The organism is Dryocola clanedunensis subsp. sulfonylureivorans, from assembly GCF_016756775.1.
In the GTDB taxonomy this organism is placed as follows: Bacteria; Pseudomonadota; Gammaproteobacteria; order Enterobacterales; family Enterobacteriaceae; genus Dryocola; species Dryocola clanedunensis.
Genome location: NZ_JAERMU010000009.1, coordinates 155,670 through 171,964 on the forward strand (window position 1 = coordinate 155,670; position 16,295 = coordinate 171,964).

At 55.7% G+C, this 16,295-nt stretch carries 16 protein-coding genes; 5 read left to right on the forward strand and 11 right to left on the reverse strand.

Annotated features, from left to right (window positions below; genetic code table 11):
* Nucleotides 1–11 precede the first annotated feature (11 nt).
* The 7 genes from gpmA to modE all read right to left on the reverse strand — a co-directional run bounded on the left by gpmA (nucleotide 12) and on the right by modE (nucleotide 7,789).
* On the reverse strand, nucleotides 12–764 hold the full coding sequence (gpmA, locus tag HYQ67_RS11560) for a 2,3-diphosphoglycerate-dependent phosphoglycerate mutase (protein WP_202303834.1): 753 nt from the start codon (nucleotides 762–764) through the stop codon (nucleotides 12–14).
* A gap of 209 nt (nucleotides 765–973) precedes the next feature.
* Nucleotides 974–2,014, reverse strand: a complete 1,041-nt coding sequence (gene galM / locus HYQ67_RS11565; RefSeq protein ID WP_202303835.1) for a galactose-1-epimerase — start codon at nucleotides 2,012–2,014, stop codon at nucleotides 974–976.
* On the reverse strand, nucleotides 2,008–3,156 hold the full coding sequence (gene galK, locus HYQ67_RS11570) for a galactokinase (protein ID WP_202303836.1): 1,149 nt from the start codon (nucleotides 3,154–3,156) through the stop codon (nucleotides 2,008–2,010). Before galK ends, galM begins: the two co-directional genes overlap by 7 nt.
* Before the next feature lie 2 nt (nucleotides 3,157–3,158).
* Nucleotides 3,159–4,205: a galactose-1-phosphate uridylyltransferase gene (gene galT / locus HYQ67_RS11575; RefSeq protein ID WP_202303837.1), complete on the reverse strand. Its 1,047-nt coding sequence runs from the start codon at nucleotides 4,203–4,205 to the stop codon at nucleotides 3,159–3,161.
* A 9-nt stretch (nucleotides 4,206–4,214) separates the two neighbouring features.
* Nucleotides 4,215–5,231: a UDP-glucose 4-epimerase GalE gene (gene galE / locus HYQ67_RS11580; RefSeq protein WP_202303838.1), complete on the reverse strand. Its 1,017-nt coding sequence runs from the start codon at nucleotides 5,229–5,231 to the stop codon at nucleotides 4,215–4,217.
* Nucleotides 5,232–5,452: 221 nt separating this feature from the next.
* Nucleotides 5,453–6,922, reverse strand: coding sequence for a molybdate ABC transporter ATP-binding protein ModF (gene modF / locus HYQ67_RS11585; RefSeq protein WP_202303839.1), 1,470 nt, complete (start codon nucleotides 6,920–6,922; stop codon nucleotides 5,453–5,455).
* A 75-nt stretch (nucleotides 6,923–6,997) separates the two neighbouring features.
* Nucleotides 6,998–7,789 (reverse strand): molybdenum-dependent transcriptional regulator, encoded by a 792-nt coding sequence (gene modE, locus HYQ67_RS11590; protein ID WP_202303840.1) that lies wholly within the window; start codon nucleotides 7,787–7,789, stop codon nucleotides 6,998–7,000.
* Between the two features lie 129 nt (nucleotides 7,790–7,918).
* Here modE and HYQ67_RS11595 point away from each other — a divergent pair, with 129 nt between their 5' ends.
* The 4 genes from HYQ67_RS11595 (at nucleotide 7,919) to modC (ending at nucleotide 10,889) form a co-directional block, all read left to right on the forward strand.
* Complete coding sequence (locus tag HYQ67_RS11595; protein ID WP_202303841.1) at nucleotides 7,919–8,071, forward strand: AcrZ family multidrug efflux pump-associated protein; 153 nt, start codon at nucleotides 7,919–7,921, stop codon at nucleotides 8,069–8,071.
* Between the two features lie 294 nt (nucleotides 8,072–8,365).
* Nucleotides 8,366–9,139, forward strand: coding sequence for a molybdate ABC transporter substrate-binding protein (gene modA / locus HYQ67_RS11600; protein ID WP_202303842.1), 774 nt, complete (start codon nucleotides 8,366–8,368; stop codon nucleotides 9,137–9,139).
* Nucleotides 9,139–9,831 carry a molybdate ABC transporter permease subunit gene (gene modB / locus HYQ67_RS11605; RefSeq protein ID WP_202303843.1) on the forward strand — a complete coding sequence of 231 codons (693 nt, stop codon included), beginning with the start codon at nucleotides 9,139–9,141 and terminating at the stop codon, nucleotides 9,829–9,831. Before modA ends, modB begins: the two co-directional genes overlap by 1 nt.
* The gene (gene modC, locus HYQ67_RS11610) at nucleotides 9,831–10,889 is read left to right on the forward strand and encodes a molybdenum ABC transporter ATP-binding protein ModC (protein WP_202303844.1); all 1,059 of its coding nucleotides are present in this window, start codon (nucleotides 9,831–9,833) and stop codon (nucleotides 10,887–10,889) included. The genes modB and modC overlap by 1 nt, the downstream gene beginning before the upstream one ends.
* 90 nt (nucleotides 10,890–10,979) lie before the next feature.
* Here modC and HYQ67_RS11615 read toward each other — a convergent pair whose 3' ends face one another.
* Nucleotides 10,980–11,798 carry a pyridoxal phosphatase gene (locus HYQ67_RS11615; protein ID WP_202303845.1) on the reverse strand — a complete coding sequence of 273 codons (819 nt, stop codon included), beginning with the start codon at nucleotides 11,796–11,798 and terminating at the stop codon, nucleotides 10,980–10,982.
* A gap of 141 nt (nucleotides 11,799–11,939) precedes the next feature.
* Here HYQ67_RS11615 and pgl point away from each other — a divergent pair, with 141 nt between their 5' ends.
* Nucleotides 11,940–12,938, forward strand: coding sequence for a 6-phosphogluconolactonase (gene pgl, locus HYQ67_RS11620; RefSeq protein WP_202303846.1), 999 nt, complete (start codon nucleotides 11,940–11,942; stop codon nucleotides 12,936–12,938).
* Nucleotides 12,939–13,000: 62 nt separating this feature from the next.
* Here the strand turns inward: pgl and HYQ67_RS11625 are convergent, their stop codons facing one another.
* From HYQ67_RS11625 to bioA, 3 genes are all read right to left on the reverse strand, one after another.
* Nucleotides 13,001–14,278, reverse strand: coding sequence for a putative acyl-CoA thioester hydrolase (locus HYQ67_RS11625; protein WP_202303847.1), 1,278 nt, complete (start codon nucleotides 14,276–14,278; stop codon nucleotides 13,001–13,003).
* Nucleotides 14,279–14,393: 115 nt separating this feature from the next.
* Complete coding sequence (locus HYQ67_RS11630) at nucleotides 14,394–14,870, reverse strand: kinase inhibitor (RefSeq protein WP_202303848.1); 477 nt, start codon at nucleotides 14,868–14,870, stop codon at nucleotides 14,394–14,396.
* A gap of 65 nt (nucleotides 14,871–14,935) precedes the next feature.
* Nucleotides 14,936–16,225: an adenosylmethionine--8-amino-7-oxononanoate transaminase gene (gene bioA / locus HYQ67_RS11635; protein WP_202303849.1), complete on the reverse strand. Its 1,290-nt coding sequence runs from the start codon at nucleotides 16,223–16,225 to the stop codon at nucleotides 14,936–14,938.
* Between the last annotated feature and the right edge of the window lie 70 nt (nucleotides 16,226–16,295).

The window sequence follows — 16,295 nt, forward strand, 5'->3', positions numbered from 1 at the left end:
CATCTGGCGAATTACTTCGCTTTACCCTGGTTCGCGACGGCTGCGGCTTTTGCTGCGATTTCGTCAGCGTTGCCCAGATAGTAGCGTTTCAGCGGCTTGAAGTTTTCGTCGAACTCGTACACCAGCGGTACGCCAGTTGGGATGTTCAGCTCAAGAATCTCTTCTTCGCTCAGGTTATCCAGGAACTTCACCAGCGCGCGCAGGGAGTTACCGTGCGCGGCAACAATCACGCGCTCACCGCTCTTCATGCGTGGCAGGATGGTTTCGTTCCAGTAAGGAATAACGCGGTCGATAGTCAGCGCCAGGCTTTCGGTGGTTGGCAGCTCTTTATCGGTAAGACTCGCATAGCGCGGATCATGGCCCGGGAAACGCTCATCGTCGCGAGTCAGTTCAGGTGGGGTGACAGCAAAGCCACGACGCCATTGTTTAACCTGCTCGTCACCGTATTTTTCAGCGGTTTCGGCTTTGTTCAGCCCTTGAAGCGCGCCGTAATGACGTTCGTTCAGCTTCCAGGATTTTTCAACCGGCAGCCAGGCCTGGTCCAGTTCATCAAGGACGTTCCACAGCGTGTGGATGGCACGTTTCAGCACGGAGGTATAAGCAAAATCGAAGGAGTAGCCTTCGTCTTTCAGCAGCTTGCCCGCCGCTTTCGCTTCAGTTTTACCTTTCTCAGACAGATCAACGTCATACCAACCCGTAAAGCGGTTTTCGTTGTTCCACTGGCTTTCGCCGTGGCGAACCAGTACCAGCTTAGTAACAGCCATAGTTAACTCCTTAATAGCCTGCGATTAATGATAACGATTATCATTATATTGCCGAGGGGCGACCTGCGGCAATCTAAACGTTTAACATAGCGAAAAAGAGCGTTAAGTGTAAGGCAGATGTGATGCAGTCGTTATTTTTTATGTTTTTTTGACGAGATATTCAGCAACCGGCGCTGAAAAACCCTCTCCACAGGAGAGGGCGAAGGAGACTAGGCGGGAACAAACTCATACTCGGTGATGCTCAGATACTCTTCACCCGGCTGTAACCAGCAGTCAGGCTGCGGCCATTCCGCATGGTTCGGGCTATCCGGTAAAAATTCGCTTTCCAGCGCCAGGCCCTGATAAGCAGCGTAGGTGCCTTGCTCCCGCGCTGGTGTACCGTCCAGATAATTTCCGCTATAGAACTGCAGCGCAGGGGCGGAAGTGTAGACGCTCATCTTTAACTGATTATCACTTGACCAGACGTGTGCGGCGGGCTGGCTGACATCGCCTTTTGCCTGCAAGAGGAACGCGTGATCGTACCCCTTAACCAGCGTCTGATCGTTATCGCTGAGGAAATCATCCGCGATGGTTTTCGGCTGGCGGAAATCAAAGCTGTTGCCGATAACGCTTTTCAACCCGGCCTGCGGAATGCCGTTCTCATCCACCGGCAGGTAGCTGTCGGCAAAGAGCTGCAGGCGATGCTGACGCACGTCATGTTGTGCGCCATCCAGGTTGAAGTAAGCATGGTTGGTGAGGTTTACCGGACATGCCTTGTCAACTTTTGCGCGGAACTCAATGGCGATACGGTTATCTTCCGTCAAAGAGTAGCGCGCGGTGGCACGAAAATCACCGGGGAAACCCTGGTCGCCATCTTGCGAATCGAGCGTATAGAGGACTTCCTGCTCGTTCTGGCGCACGATGCGCCAGCGGCGTTTATCGAACCCGTCTGGTCCGCCGTGCAGCTGATGCTCACCCTGGTTCGGGGTAAGGGCAATCGTCACACCCTCACGGACCAATTTACTGTTTGCGATACGGTTCGCATAACGTCCTACCGTCGCGCCCAGATAAGCGGACTGGATCAGATAATCTTCCGGCGTTTCGCAGCCCAGCAACGTTTCGCGCACTGTACCGTCTTTCATCGGTACACGGCAGGAGAGCAGCGTTGCGCCCCAGTCCATCATGGTGACGACCATCCCCGCGCTGTTGCGCAGGGTGGAGATGCGGAACGGCTGCCCGTCTGGTGCCAGCTGAGGCGTCTCTTTTAGCATTGTCCTGTCCCCTCCGATGCTTTGCAGACATAGAAAGTTTCTTTGATACCGGTTTTCGCTTCGTACCGATCGGCAACGGCTTTCTGAACCGCGGAGACAAGGTCTTCAGGAATCAACGCCACGATGCAGCCGCCAAATCCACCGCCGGTCATTCGCACGCCGCCTTTGTCGCCAATGGTCTCTTTGACAATCTCAACGAGGGTGTCGATCTGCGGAACGGTAATTTCGAAGTCATCACGCATTGACGCGTGGGATTCCGCCATTAGCTGACCCATACGCAGCAGATCGCCTTTAGCCAGCGCGTCAGCGGCTTCCACGGTGCGGATGTTTTCGGTCAGCACGTGGCGCACGCGTCTGGCGACGACCGGGTCCAGCTCGTGAGCAACTTCATTGAATTTTGCCAGCTTCACGTCACGCAGGGCTTTCTGGCTGAAGAAACGCGCCCCAGTTTCACACTGCTGGCGACGGGTGTTGTACTCACTGCCCACCAGCGTGCGTTTGAAGTTACTGTTGATGATCACCACCGCCACGCCTTTTGGCATCGAAACGGCTTTCGTCCCAAGCGAACGGCAGTCGATCAGCAGAGCGTGATCTTTCTTGCCCAGCGCGGAGATAAGCTGATCCATGATGCCGCAGTTGCAGCCAACAAACTGGTTTTCAGCTTCCTGGCCGTTAAGCGCCAGTTGAGCGCCATCCAGCGACAGGTGATAAAGCTGCTGGAAGACTTTACCGACGGCCACTTCCAGAGAGGCTGATGAGCTAAGCCCCGCGCCCTGTGGCACGTTGCCGCTGATCACCAGATCGGCACCGCCAAAGTTTTTATCGCGCTTTTGCAGGTGCTTCACCACGCCACGCACGTAATTCGACCACTGCTGGGTATCGTGGCTGAGAATGGGTTTATCGAGGGAAAATTCGTCGCTCTGGTTATCGTAGTCCGCGGCAATCACGCGCACGATGCGGTCGTCACGTTTGCCGCAGCTGATTACCGTCTGGTAATCAATGGCACAGGGCAGCACGAAACCATCGTTATAGTCGGTGTGCTCGCCAATCAGGTTCACGCGGCCCGGTGCCTGGATGGTCAGCGGGGCAGGGTAGCCAAAAGTATCGGCGAAGATCTGCTGGGTTTTATCTTTCAGACTCATTTTTAAACTCCTGACTGGCGAAAGTGGACGTCGGACACGGCACGCAAGCGTTCTGCGGCTTGCTCTGCGGTTAAATCACGCTGGGTTTCCGCCAGCATTTCGTAGCCGACCATAAATTTACGCACCGTCGCGCTGCGCAGCAGCGGCGGGTAGAAGTGGGCGTGAAGCTGCCAGTGGCCATTTTCCTCGCCGTTGAACGGCGCGCCGTGCCAGCCCATGGAGTACGGGAAGGAGGTCTGGAAAAGGTTGTCATAGCGGCTGGTCAGCTTTTTCAGCGCCAGCGCCAGGTCGGCGCTTTGCTCAGCATTGAGATCGGTAATGCGCAGCACGTGTGCTTTCGGCAGCAGCAGCGTTTCAAACGGCCAGGCTGCCCAGTAGGGCACCACGGCAAGCCAGTGCTCGGTTTCCACCACGGTGCGGCTGCCGTCTTTCATCTCGCGCTGAACGTAATCCACCAGCATCGGCGATTTCTGTTCCGCAAAATAGTCGCGCTGAAGAACATCTTCGCGAGCGACTTCGTTTGGCAGGAAGCTGTTTGCCCAGACCTGGCCGTGCGGATGGGGATTCGAACAGCCCATCGCCGCGCCTTTGTTCTCGAACACCTGAACCCACGGGTAGGTTTTACCGAGGTCCGCCGTCTGCTCCTGCCAGGTTTTTACCACTTCTTTCAGCGCAGGTAGCGAAAGTTGCGGCAGCGTCTTGCTGTGATCGGGAGAGAAGCAGATAACCCGGCTTGTGCCGCGAGCGCTTTCACAACGCATCAGCGGATCGCCGCTTGCTGGCGCATCCGGGGTGTCGGTCATCAGGGCGGCAAAATCGTTGGTAAAAACGAAGGTGCCGGTGTACTGCGGGTTTTTGTCGCCTGTCACACGCGTATTGCCCGGGCACAGGAAACAATCCGGATCGTGTACCGGCAGCGTCTCCTGAGAAGGCGTCTCCTGAGCACCCTGCCAGGGGCGCTTGGCGCGATGCGGAGAAACCAGAATCCATTGACCCGTTAGTGGGTTAAAGCGACGGTGTGGATGATCCACCGGGTTAAACTGCTCCATCACATTTCCTTAGTCCGGATAGCCTTGTGGGTGGCGAGACTGCCAGCGCCAGGTATCATCTGCCATTTCTTGCAGGGTACGGCTGACACGCCAGTTAAGTTCTTTATCGGCCTTGTTGGCATCGGCCCAGTACGCGGGCAGATCGCCGTCGCGACGCGGGGCAAAGTGATAATTCACCGGCTTGCCGCAGGCTTTGCTGAACGCGTTGATGACGTCCAGTACGCTGCTGCCAATACCTGCGCCGAGGTTATAAATATGCACGCCCGGTTTACCCTGCAGCGTCTGCATGGCGGCAACGTGGCCGTCGGCCAGATCCATGACGTGGATGTAATCGCGAACGCCAGTCCCATCTTCTGTTGGATAGTCATTGCCGAACACCGCCAGCGAGTCACGACGTCCAACGGCAACTTGGGCGATATAAGGCATCAGGTTATTCGGAATGCCCTGCGGGTCTTCTCCCATGTCACCTGACGGATGCGCGCCAACCGGGTTGAAGTAACGCAGGAGCGCAACGCTCCAGTTCGGCTGCGCTTTTTGCAGGTCTGCGAGAATTTGTTCAACCATGAGCTTGCTGCGGCCATAAGGGCTGGCAGGGGTGCCGGTCGGGAAGCTTTCAACGTAAGGGATTTGCGGCTGATCACCGTAGACGGTGGCGGAGGAGCTAAAAATGAAGTTGGTGACGTTGGCCGCCCGCATGGCGGAGATCAGTCGCAGGGTGCCGGTCACGTTGTTGTCGTAATATTCCAGCGGTTTGTTGACTGACTCCCCTACGGCCTTAAGCCCGGCGAAGTGGATAACGGCTTCAATTTGGTGGTCGTGGAAAATTTCCGCCAGCAGGCCTTCGTCGCGGATATCGCCGTCGATAAACAGCGGCTTTTTCCCGCCCAGACGTTCAATGACCGGCAGTACGCTGCGCTTGCTGTTACACAGATTATCCAGAATGACGACGTCGTGGCCGTTTTGCAGCAGCTGCACGCAGGTATGACTGCCAATGTAACCGCTACCACCTGTTACCAGAACTCTCATTTTTCGCTCCATTACGGCTATGGTATGTATTAACCTTAGCATAACAGAGAAGCAAAAAGTGTGACACGGGATAAATTAGTGGAATCGTTTACACTCGTGGTTTCTCAGGGGAATCCGAAGTGAAAAATGATTATAAAACAAATACGCGCGGAAGTAGCGTTGAGGGGAGTCTGAAAGTCAGTCGGGCAGCCGTAAGGGCCTGCCCAACGCGGGAGAGAAGCTTATAAATCTTCAAACTCGTAGCGATAATTTTCGCCGTCGGCCACAAAGCTAAGCCGCTTTGTGATGCATTCGGGCGCGTCTTCCGCATGATGAGAAACAAACAGCAGCTGCGTTTCGCCTTCGCCAATCAAAATGTCGACAAAGCGGCGAACGAGCTGGCGGTTAAGCGGGTCAAGGCCCTGAAGCGGTTCATCCAGAATCAGCACGGTAGGGTGCTTGACCAGCGCACGGGCGATAAGCGCCAGACGTTGCTGACCCCAGGAGAGGCTATGGAAGGGCGCATCGGCAATCGCGTTGTTCATACCCAGCATGTTCAGCCACTCGCGGGTCAGCTTCTGCTGGCGGTCCGATACGGCCTGATAGATGCCGATGGAATCGAAGAAGCCGGAAAGAATCACGTTACGCACGGAGGTACTGACGCGATACTCCAGATGCAGGCTGCTGCTGACATAGCCGATGTGCTTTTTAATGTCCCAGATGGTTTCACCGCTGCCGCGGCGGCGGCCAAACAGTGTCAGATCGTTGCTGTAGCCCTGGGGATGATCGCCGGTAACCAGGCTCAGCAACGTTGATTTGCCTGCGCCGTTCGGCCCGATAATTTGCCAGTGCTCGCCAGGGTTCACGGTCCATGAGAGCTTATGCAGAATAGGTTTGTCATTATAGGTAACGACGCCATCGCGCAAAATGATACGCGGCTCACCTTCCGGGAGGGCATAGCGGGCGCTCGGGTCGTCTGCTTCCGGCAGCGCTACGCCAGCCAGCTTTTCGCTGTGCGCCAGTTGGGCAATCAGCGCCTGCTCCAGCAGCTTTTTCTTTTCACCAGTCTCAATCAGCGTGCAGTCAGCCAGCACGCCGGCGTGCTCTACGAAATCCGGGATCTCGTCAAAGCGATTGAGGACTAAGACCAGCGTATAGCCGTGGTCGCTCAACTCCCCCAGCAGACCGGCAAGCTGTTCGCGAGACTTCACGTCCAGGCCGTCGAAAGGTTCATCAAGAATCAATAAATCCGGTTTTGGCATCAGCGCCTGGCACAGCAGGGTTTTGCGCGTTTCACCGGTTGAAAGATATTTAAAACGGCGGGTCAGAAGATGCTGGATGCCAAACAGCGTGGCCAGCTTTTCACAGCGTTCGGGATCCTGCACTTCATCCTGAATAATTTCTGCCGTGGTGCGCCCGGTATCCTCTTCGTCAGGGCTGAGCATATCGGTATTGTTGCGCTGCCACTCGTCGCCAACCAGCTTCTGAAGCTGTTCAAAAGAGAGGAGTGCGACGCGCGAGAAATCGCCGCTGCGTTCGCCTTTTAACAGCGGTAGCGTGCCTGCCAGGGCGCGAGCCAGTGCGGATTTACCGCTGCCGTTCGCGCCGACAAACGCCCAGCTTTCACCGGAGCGAAGGGTCAGATGGTTGAGAGAAAGAGTTTTCGTGTCACCAAGGCGAAATGAACCTTGCGAAATATGCAACGCAGACATGTGTCATCCCATTTTATGCAGTAATAACCTCAGCATTACGGAATGTCTGCGTGCTTGTCAATTCTCACGGTGGATTTAGCACAGTGTGGCGATAATCACTCGGTCAGCATTAAAAAATGCTACGACCTCAGAGCCTTCAGCCAGTTGCTGCTGCTCTACCACACCGTTTGGCACTGTGGCGCACAAGGTCTGACCGTCAGGAAGCTGTACCAGCACTTCGCTCTGATCTGCGCCTTGCTGGATGCTCTGAACTTTGCCCGACAAACGGTTATCCGCCTGGCCTGCACGGTTTTCATCGGTGGTAATCTCGACCCACGGGGCTTTAATTAGTACCAGCACCTCTTTACCTTCGCTCAGACTAAGACGCTCTGCGCTTTGGCGAGTGATAGCCGCTTTGAGCTGCGTGGTGCCGTCGGCCAGCAGAATGTCGATATGCTGCTGAATCTGTTCGCTGTCGCGGTGCAGCACCGTACCAAAAAGCTGGTTACGGGCGCTGGTTTGCAGGGAGAAACGGGAGATCGCCGCCAGCAGACTGTCCAGCGGCAGGGCATCATCGCGCAGCACATCAAACGCTTTCTGCTGGATTTGCGCGAGCAGTTCGTAAAGCTGGATCAGCCTCTCACCGTAGCGCGTTACAATGGCTCCGCCGCCACCTTTACCCCCGGTCGCACGCTCCACCAGCGTATCTTCGGTGAGCTGGTTCATCTCATTTATTGCATCCCAGGCGCTTTTATAGCTGATACCCGCAAGTTTAGCCCCCTGGCTAATAGAGCCAGTGTGCTGTATCTGTTTTAATAGCGCGATGCGACGAGGATCGGCGAACAGCCGCTGCTGGAGCTTCAGCGTGAGTAAGATTTCAGCCTGCATAACCTCTCCGGTCAAAGGAAAACGCTATTTTCCTCTATTGCGGGGCCGCGGGCAAATGGCACAAAAGGAGGGTGCGTTTTTCTGCCAGCCCGGTAGAATAGACCCTCTCACTTTTCACTTGAGGCAATCATGTTAGAGTTACTGAAAAGTCTGGTATTTGCCGTGATCATGGTGCCTGTTGTGATGGCAGTGATCCTCGGTCTGATCTACGGATTGGGTGAAGTCTTCAACGTCTTCTCAAAAGTTGGTCACCGTGACCAGCAGCCAAAACAGCACCATTGATTCTTAAGCGCCCGCATTCGCGGGCGTTTTTTATTGCTGACAAAAAAGGAAAAAGCGTGGTTTTTCCTTTTTTGTGTTTATCAGCCGAAAATCAATAAATCGATTTCCCTTGTTATTTTTCTGATGCGATCTAATCGCTTCGTTACCGTTAAGAGTTTGTCATTAGTCTGGGACGCCCGCATTCGCGGGCGTTTCGCATTAAAGCCCCTGCATTTTCTGCCGATAAGATCTGTATATTCCTGTTCAGTCTCGTTATATTAGCGAATACATAACGAAACTCAGTGGAGTAAAAAGATGGCTAAGCAATGGGTACGTCTCGCTGTTGGCGCAGCACTAAGCATCACACTGGCAGGTCAGGCATTGGCTGATAACAGCAAAATTACCGTTTTCGCTGCGGCGTCGCTGACCAACGCGATGCAGGATATCGCCACGCAGTACCAGAAGGGGAAAAATGTCGAAGTGGCTTCTTCCTTTGCCTCTTCTTCTACGCTTGCCCGTCAGATTGAAGCGGGAGCGCCTGCGGATCTGTATATTTCTGCCGATCAAAAATGGATGGATTACGCGGTAAGCAAAGACGCGATTAAAACCGACAGCCGCGAAACGCTGCTGGGCAATAGCCTGGTTGTCGTGGCGCCAAAAGACAGCAAGCAGGGTCGCGTTGATATCAACGGAAAAACAGACTGGGCTGCGCTGCTGAAGGGCGGGCGTCTGGCCGTTGGCGATCCCGATCATGTTCCGGCTGGCATCTACGCCAAAGAAGCGCTGCAAAAACTTGGCGCATGGGATACTTTGTCTCCGAAACTTGCCCCGGCTGAAGACGTGCGCGGCGCGCTTGCTCTGGTTGAACGAGACGAAACTCCGCTTGGCATTGTCTACGGCTCTGACGCGGTCGCCAGCAAGGGCGTGAAGGTTGTGGGGACTTTCCCGGAAGACTCCCACAAGAAAGTGGAATACCCTATTGCGATTGTTAAAGGCCACGATAACCCAACCGTTACCGCGTTCTATGGCTACCTGAAAGGACCGGAAGCGGCTGCAATCTTCCAACGTTACGGATTTACGACGAAATAATGATATTGACCGATCCCGAATGGCAGGCGGTGCTGCTGAGCCTGAAAGTCTCCACCCTTGCGGTACTGTTTAGCCTGCCTTTTGGGATCCTTCTTGCCTGGGTGCTGGTGCGATGCCGCTTCCCGGGCAAAGCCTTACTCGACAGTATTATCCATCTTCCTCTCGTGCTTCCCCCCGTTGTCGTGGGCTACCTGCTGCTGGTGGCGATGGGGCGCCGTGGTTTTCTGGGCTCGTGGATTTACGACGTCTTTGGCATGACTTTCGCCTTTAGCTGGCGCGGTGCTGTATTAGCCGCGGCCGTGATGTCCTTCCCGCTGATGGTGCGGGCGATTCGCCTGGCGCTCGAAGGGGTGGATATCAAACTCGAACAGGCCGCCCGCACTCTCGGGGCCGGGCGCTGGCGAGTGTTTTGCACGATTACGCTACCGCTTACCTTACCGGGCATTATCGCCGGTACCGTGCTGGCTTTTGCCCGCTCATTGGGCGAGTTCGGCGCGACCATTACCTTTGTTTCCAACATTCCGGGGGAAACCCGCACTATCCCATCGGCAATGTACACCCTGATTCAGACCCCTGGTGGTGAGAGTGCAGCCGCACGGCTGTGCGTTATCTCCATCGTACTGGCGATGATCTCGCTGCTGGTGGCCGAATGGCTGGCGCGTCAGAGCCGCAAAAGAATAGGGGCTGAGTGATGCTTGAACTTAATTTTGTCCAGACGCTGGGTGACCACCGCCTGGCGATCAACGAAACGCTGCCAGGGGCGGGGATCACGGCGGTATTCGGCGTATCCGGTGCAGGAAAAACATCGCTGATCAACGCCATCAGCGGTCTGACTCGTCCGCAAGAGGGCAGGATTGTGCTCAACGATCGCGTCCTGAGCGATACAGAAAGCAGACGCTTTCTGGCACCGGAAAAGCGGCGAATTGGCTATGTCTTCCAGGATGCGCGCCTGTTCCCGCACTACAGGGTTCGCGGCAATCTGAAGTACGGCATGGTGAAAAGTGCGGCGGACCAGTTCGATAAGCTGGTGGCGCTGCTGGGGATTGAAGATTTATTAGATCGTTTCCCCTGGAGCCTGTCAGGCGGCGAAAAACAGCGCGTGGCTATCGGGCGTGCATTGCTGACGTCGCCGGAGCTGCTGCTGCTGGACGAACCGCTGGCCTCGCTGGACATCCCCCGTAAACGCGAACTACTGCCCTATCTGCAGCGGCTGGCTCGCGAAATTAACATCCCGATGCTCTACGTCAGCCACTCTCTGGAAGAGATCCTCCATCTGGCTGATAAGGTGCTGGTGCTGGACGGTGGCGAGGTAAAAGCTTTCGGGCAGCTCGAGGAGGTCTGGGGCAGCAGCGTGATGCACCCCTGGCTGCCCAAAGAGCAGCAAAGCAGCGTTCTGAAAGTCACGGTGATTGAGCATCATCCCCACTACGCCATGACGGCCCTGGCGTTGGGCGATCAGCACCTGTGGGTCAACAAGCTGGATAAGCCGCTGCAGTCACCGCTGCGCATTCGCATTCAGGCTTCCGACGTTTCGCTGATCCTCCAGCCGCCGGTTCACAGCAGTATTCGTAACGTTTTAAGAGCGAAGGTTGCCCAGTGCTTTGATGATGAAGGGCAGGTAGAAGTCCAGCTTGAGGTGGGAGGCAGAATTCTCTGGGCGCGCATCAGCCGCTGGGCGCGGGATGAGCTGGCTATCAAACCGGGACTCTGGCTGTACGCGCAGGTGAAAAGCGTGTCGATAACGACCTGACGGACTTTGCCGGATGATCCTGCGCTTATCTGACCTACATTTTGGCGATGGGAGAGTGATAAGCGCAGCGTCAGCCACCGTTTAGTACAGTTAGATTAAATGCTTATAAATCGTCTCGGCGATACCCGCTTCCAGGTTTGTGCCAATGACCAGGTCAGCTCGAGCTTTAATGGCTTCGTCGGCGTTGCCCATCGCGACGCCAAGGCCTGCCGCCTCCAGCATACTCAGGTCGTTAAAATTATCGCCAAACGCAATCACCTGCGCCATAGAAAGACCTTCGGACTCAACCCACTGCGCCAGACGTTTACCCTTGCTGTTGCCGCTTTGCGCCACGTCGACCTGATCGTGCCAGGACCACTCGCAAGCCAGTCCAAGCTGCTGTTCAACGGAGCGGGCGAAGTTTTGCAGCTTCGGAATATCTTCACCGGTTAGCGCAAATTTCCAGATAGCCTCCACCTGATCCACAGCTTCGCGCAGGGAATCTACATGGCGGAACACCGGCCTTTGAGCTTCCGGCAGCGACTGCGCCCAGTTTTCGGTGCGCTGGACATGGCCTGTCGGGCGCTGATAAAGCATCTCGTTATCCACGTACATCAACCCATTCACGTCATGGGCATCGAGTAAATCAATGAGTTGTGCGGCTTGCTCAGGCCTGAGAGGATCGGCGCTCAGCACCTTTTTTGCATGATAATCATACAAATAGGTGCCATTACAGCAAATTGCAGGTGTATCTAAAGCCAGTGCCTGATAAAAAGGATGAATGGCAACGTGATGGCGACCGGTCACGATGACCACTTTGTAGCCCGACTCGCGGGCGCACTCAAGCGCCGCCAGCGACGCCGGCAGAATGGTTTTTTGCGGCGTCAGGAGGGTGCCGTCCAGATCAAGGGCGATTACTCGATAAGTCATTTACTATTCCAGTCAAATTCAAGCCGTAAGGTCTAAGCCGATGGTACACCGCCTGGCGCATTGTGCAAAATTGCGACCCAGGGCGGCAAAACGGACTACCCTTGTGACTATTACTCAAGACGTTGGGAGGAACGAGATTTCATGAAACAAACAGTCTATACCGCCAGCCCCGAAAGCCAGCAAATTCATGTCTGGTCACTGAATTCACAGGGCGAGCTGACGCTCGTACAGGTGGTGGATGCCCCAGGCCAGGTCCAGCCGATGGTTATCAGCCCCGATAAGCGCTTCCTGTATGTCGGGGTGCGCCCTGAATTCCGGGTGATAGCCTACCGTATCGCGCCGGATGATGGCCGTCTGAGCGAAGCCGGTGCCGCCGCGCTGCCGGGTAGCCCAACGCATATCTCCACCGATCGTCAGGGTAAATTCCTGTTCAGCGCTTCTTACAACGCGGGAAGCGTCAGCGTGACCCCGCTGGGTCAGGACGGCCTGCCGGGTAACGTCGTGTTCCAGGCTGAAGGGCTGGAAGGCTGCCACTCGGCGAACATCTCCCCGGACAACCGCACGCTGTGGGTTCCTGCGCTGAAACAAGATCGTATTTGCCTGTTCACGCTGTCTGACGATGGCACGCTGACGGCACAGACCCCGGCGGAAGTCGCTACCGTAGAAGGTGCTGGCCCGCGCCATATGGCGTTCCATCCCAATCAGCAGTACGCGTACTGCGTCAACGAGCTGAACGGCTCTGTGGACGTATGGGAGCTGAAGGATCCTAACGGTAAAATCGAATGCGTACAGACGCTGGACATGATGCCGCCGGACTTCTCGGACACCCGCTGGGCGGCAGATATCCATATCACCCCTGACGGACGTCATCTCTATACCTGTGACCGCACCGCCAGCACTATTACCGTTTTCAGCGTCTCAGAAGACGGCAGCGTGCTGGCCATCGAAGGCTACCAGCCGACGGAAACCCAGCCACGCGGTTTCAACGTCGACCATAGCGGTAACTATCTGATTGCAGCGGGGCAGAAGTCCCACCATATTGCGGTCTATGAAATTAAAGGTGAGCAGGGCTTACTGGAAGAGAAAGGGCGTTATGCCGTTGGTCAGGGGCCAATGTGGGTCGTGGTTAACGCACATTAATCTCCGCTGAAAACAAAAAACCTCGCCGCGGCGAGGTTTTTTGTTTTCAGTGAGAAGTGAAATTATTCACTGACAACCGGGCTACCCACGCCGCGGTTGTTGTACTCCCACAGGCGGTTAGCTGCCGCGTCATTCAGATCACGCTTCTCGCTGATATTGCCAGCAAACGGGCGCTTAGAACCGGCTGCATCGCCCCACGGCTTAGCGGTATTGAAACCTTCGTTGATGGCGCTGTCACGGATAACAACCTGGCCGTTTGAAGTCTGACCCGCGGTGTAGCCATTTTCAGCGGCTTCCAGATCCCAGGCGCGTCCCAGCTGAGCGGTATTTTCGCCTGCTGCGGTAAAGCGGCTGTTGATGGCCAGGAAGCCATAGAACATGTTTGGCAGGGTTGCTGGTGCAAAGACATAGCCTTCTTTCGTGCGGCTATTAACCAGGTGGAATTCAGTTTTATCGAACACCACGGCACCCCGTCCGGCGACGACATCGACATCACCTTCGATATAGCTGTTGGTGACCTGAGTACGAGTCTGACGGTTCGGTAACATGCGGTTCTGCACATCACTGTTAGTGACGAAGAACGTATTCTGACGCCCCAGCAGGTGCACATTGTTCAGCTGAACTTTGTCACCATCGGTGCGCAGGGCTACCGCCTGATGGTTACCCGCATCAACGCTGTCACCCAGGGTGTTGGCGATGGTCAGATTCTGCATCTGTAAGCCAGTATTCTGCGACCACACTACGGCAGAACACATCACCCCAACGGTGGCAGCACGGCGGTTCTGACAGCTATCAAACATATACCAGGCAGGTTTACCCGGCATGTATTTACCTGCTGGATTTACCGTATGGCGCCAGGTTGTAACGTCAAGCTCGGAGTCTAATGGCTGGGTGATTTTCACGTCGGCGGCATTGTCCGTGGTGCCATACAGGGTCACGCTTCCGGAAGATGCAGGGATGTAAACGGTACCCGGATACTCGCCCGGCTGAATGGCGATGTACTGGCGGGCGCTGCTGTGTTTTGCAATCGCGGCGTCAACCGCTGCCTGGATAGAGGTATGGGTCACGCCTTCGCCACCCGCAGCACCGACAACGTAATCAGGCTGCTGAGGAACACGAATTGAAGAAGGGGCCCATGGCGCCTCATCTTTATTCATGGAGGAGAAATAACGTGCTGGCACGAAGTTCTGCGCTTCATCTGCAGACAGGATCGGACGGGACTGAGTACCCGGAGCCTCCTGCGTGGATGGACGGTCTTCGGGTGGCGTTGAGCTACATGCGCTCAAGGCTACGGCAAAAGCGAGCGCGGCGGCCCGACGAGTAACCGATAATGTATTCAAGGTTGCTCCTTGCTGTGCAAAGGTAAAAGAGGGGGGTTCCCAAGGCCTGCATTTTTATACTAACTTGAGCGAAACGGGAAGCCGATTTACGTAATCGGCCTCATAAAAGATGGGATTAGCTGAACATGGCGGTGATCGATGCGCTTCCTAACGCATGGAAATGCACGTTAAAACCGACCATCGCACCAGAAGCATTTTCATCCACGTCCAGTTTTTCAACGTCCAGGGCGTGAACGGTAAAGATGTAGCGATGGGTCTCGCCCTTTGGCGGAGCCGCACCGCCGTATCCGGCTTTACCGAAGTCTGTGCGAGTCTGAACGGCGGGTTCAGGAAGCTCTGCCAGATCGGAACCCGCGCCCTGCGGCAACACGCGGGTATCGGCAGGCAGATTAGCCACCACCCAATGCCACCAGCCAGAACCAGTTGGTGCGTCAGGATCGTAGCAGGTGACAACAAAGCTTTTCGTTCCCGCAGGCACGTCGTCCCAGGCCAGATGAGGGGAAATATTGTCCCCTTCGTAACCCATACCGTTAAAGACATGGCGGGAGGGGAGTTTTTCACCCTCTTTGATGTCCTGACTGATCAGTTTCATAAACCGCTCCTTGCAAGTGGAAAGATCCACAAAGTGTAGTGCATCCGTCCGGGGGTTGCAGACGGTTAACGTCTGAAAAACGCCGGGTTTTCTACGGCGGCGGCAACTGCGGCAATGAGCTTAGCCAGCTGCTCAGGGGTGATAACATAAGGCGGCATCAAATAGATAAGTCGGCCGAACGGGCGGATCCATACGCCTTGTTCAACGAAGAAGGCCTGGAGAGCCCCCATATCCACCGGATGGTGCGTTTCTACGACGCCAATGGCGCCAAGCACGCGAATATCTGCGACTTGCTCACAATCACGCAGGGGCCGTAGCCCGGATTTCAGCTGTTCTTCAATAGTCAGCACCTGCGCCTGCCAGTGGCTCTCCTCCAGCAGAGAGAGGCTCTCTGCGGCGACCGCGCAGGCCAGCGGATTACCCATGAAGGTGGGGCCGTGCATGAAGCATCCCGCTTCGCCATTACTGATAGTTTCAGCCACATCACGGGTGGCTATCGTGGCGGAAAGCGTCATGGTGCCGCCCGTCAGCGCTTTGCCCAGGCACATGATATCCGGTGCGATACCGGCGTGTTCGCAGGCAAAAAGTTTCCCGGTGCGCCCAAAGCCCGTGGCTATCTCATCGGCAATCAACAAAATGCCCTCACGGTCGCACATTTTGCGGATACGGCGCAGCCATTCAGGATGGTAAAAGCGCATGCCGCCGGCTCCCTGCACAACAGGCTCCAGAATCACGGCGGCAATCTCCTGGCGATGGGCTGCCATCAGGCGCGCAAAAGGCACGATGTCCATCTCATCCCAGTCATCTTCAAAGCCGCACTGCGGGGCAGGCGCGAACAGGTGCTCGGGTAAATAGCCCTGCCAGAGGCTGTGCATTGAGTTATCCGGATCGCAGACGGACATCGCGCCAAAAGTATCGCCGTGATAACCGTTGCGGAACGTCAGGAAGCGTTGGCGCGGCTGGCCTTTTGCATGCCAGTACTGCAATGCCATTTTCATCGCTACTTCCACCGCCACGGATCCCGAATCGGCCAGGAACACGCATTCGAGTGGATCCGGCGTCATAGCGATCAGCTTCTGACACAGCGCCACAGCCGGAGGATGGGTGATGCCGCCAAACATGACGTGGGACATCCGGTCAATCTGCGTTTTCATCGCCTGGTTCAGGCGCGGATGGTTATAGCCGTGAATCGCAGCCCACCAGGATGACATACCGTCCACCAACAGCCTGCCATCTGCTAGTTGCAGTTCACAGCCAGCGGCTGACACCACCGGGTAAACCGGTAGCGGCCGGGTCATGGACGTGTAGGGGTGCCAGATATGTTGTTGGTCGAATGTTAAATCAGCAGGCGTCATAAGGTGACTTGTAAACCATTTTAAAAACATTTAGGTTTACAAGTATAACGTCAATCAACGGCTAACAACA

Bases quoted from the DNA above. Each gene is read 5' to 3' on its own strand.
- HYQ67_RS11615 (WP_202303845.1), bottom strand. From the start codon at position 11,798: ATGACTTATCGAGTAATCGCCCTTGATCTGGACGGCACCCTCCTGACG.
- gpmA (WP_202303834.1), bottom strand. From the start codon at position 764: ATGGCTGTTACTAAGCTGGTACTGGTTCGCCACGGCGAAAGCCAGTGG.
- galM (WP_202303835.1), bottom strand. From the start codon at position 2,014: ATGCTAAAAGAGACGCCTCAGCTGGCACCAGACGGGCAGCCGTTCCGC.
- modF (WP_202303839.1), bottom strand. From the start codon at position 6,922: ATGTCTGCGTTGCATATTTCGCAAGGTTCATTTCGCCTTGGTGACACG.
- modB (WP_202303843.1), top strand. From the start codon at position 9,139: ATGATATTGACCGATCCCGAATGGCAGGCGGTGCTGCTGAGCCTGAAA.
- galK (WP_202303836.1), bottom strand. From the start codon at position 3,156: ATGAGTCTGAAAGATAAAACCCAGCAGATCTTCGCCGATACTTTTGGC.
- bioA (WP_202303849.1), bottom strand. From the start codon at position 16,225: ATGACGCCTGCTGATTTAACATTCGACCAACAACATATCTGGCACCCC.
- galE (WP_202303838.1), bottom strand. From the start codon at position 5,231: ATGAGAGTTCTGGTAACAGGTGGTAGCGGTTACATTGGCAGTCATACC.
- pgl (WP_202303846.1), top strand. From the start codon at position 11,940: ATGAAACAAACAGTCTATACCGCCAGCCCCGAAAGCCAGCAAATTCAT.
- HYQ67_RS11630 (WP_202303848.1), bottom strand. From the start codon at position 14,870: ATGAAACTGATCAGTCAGGACATCAAAGAGGGTGAAAAACTCCCCTCC.
- modC (WP_202303844.1), top strand. From the start codon at position 9,831: ATGCTTGAACTTAATTTTGTCCAGACGCTGGGTGACCACCGCCTGGCG.
- galT (WP_202303837.1), bottom strand. From the start codon at position 4,205: ATGGAGCAGTTTAACCCGGTGGATCATCCACACCGTCGCTTTAACCCA.
- HYQ67_RS11595 (WP_202303841.1), top strand. From the start codon at position 7,919: ATGTTAGAGTTACTGAAAAGTCTGGTATTTGCCGTGATCATGGTGCCT.
- modA (WP_202303842.1), top strand. From the start codon at position 8,366: ATGGCTAAGCAATGGGTACGTCTCGCTGTTGGCGCAGCACTAAGCATC.
- modE (WP_202303840.1), bottom strand. From the start codon at position 7,789: ATGCAGGCTGAAATCTTACTCACGCTGAAGCTCCAGCAGCGGCTGTTC.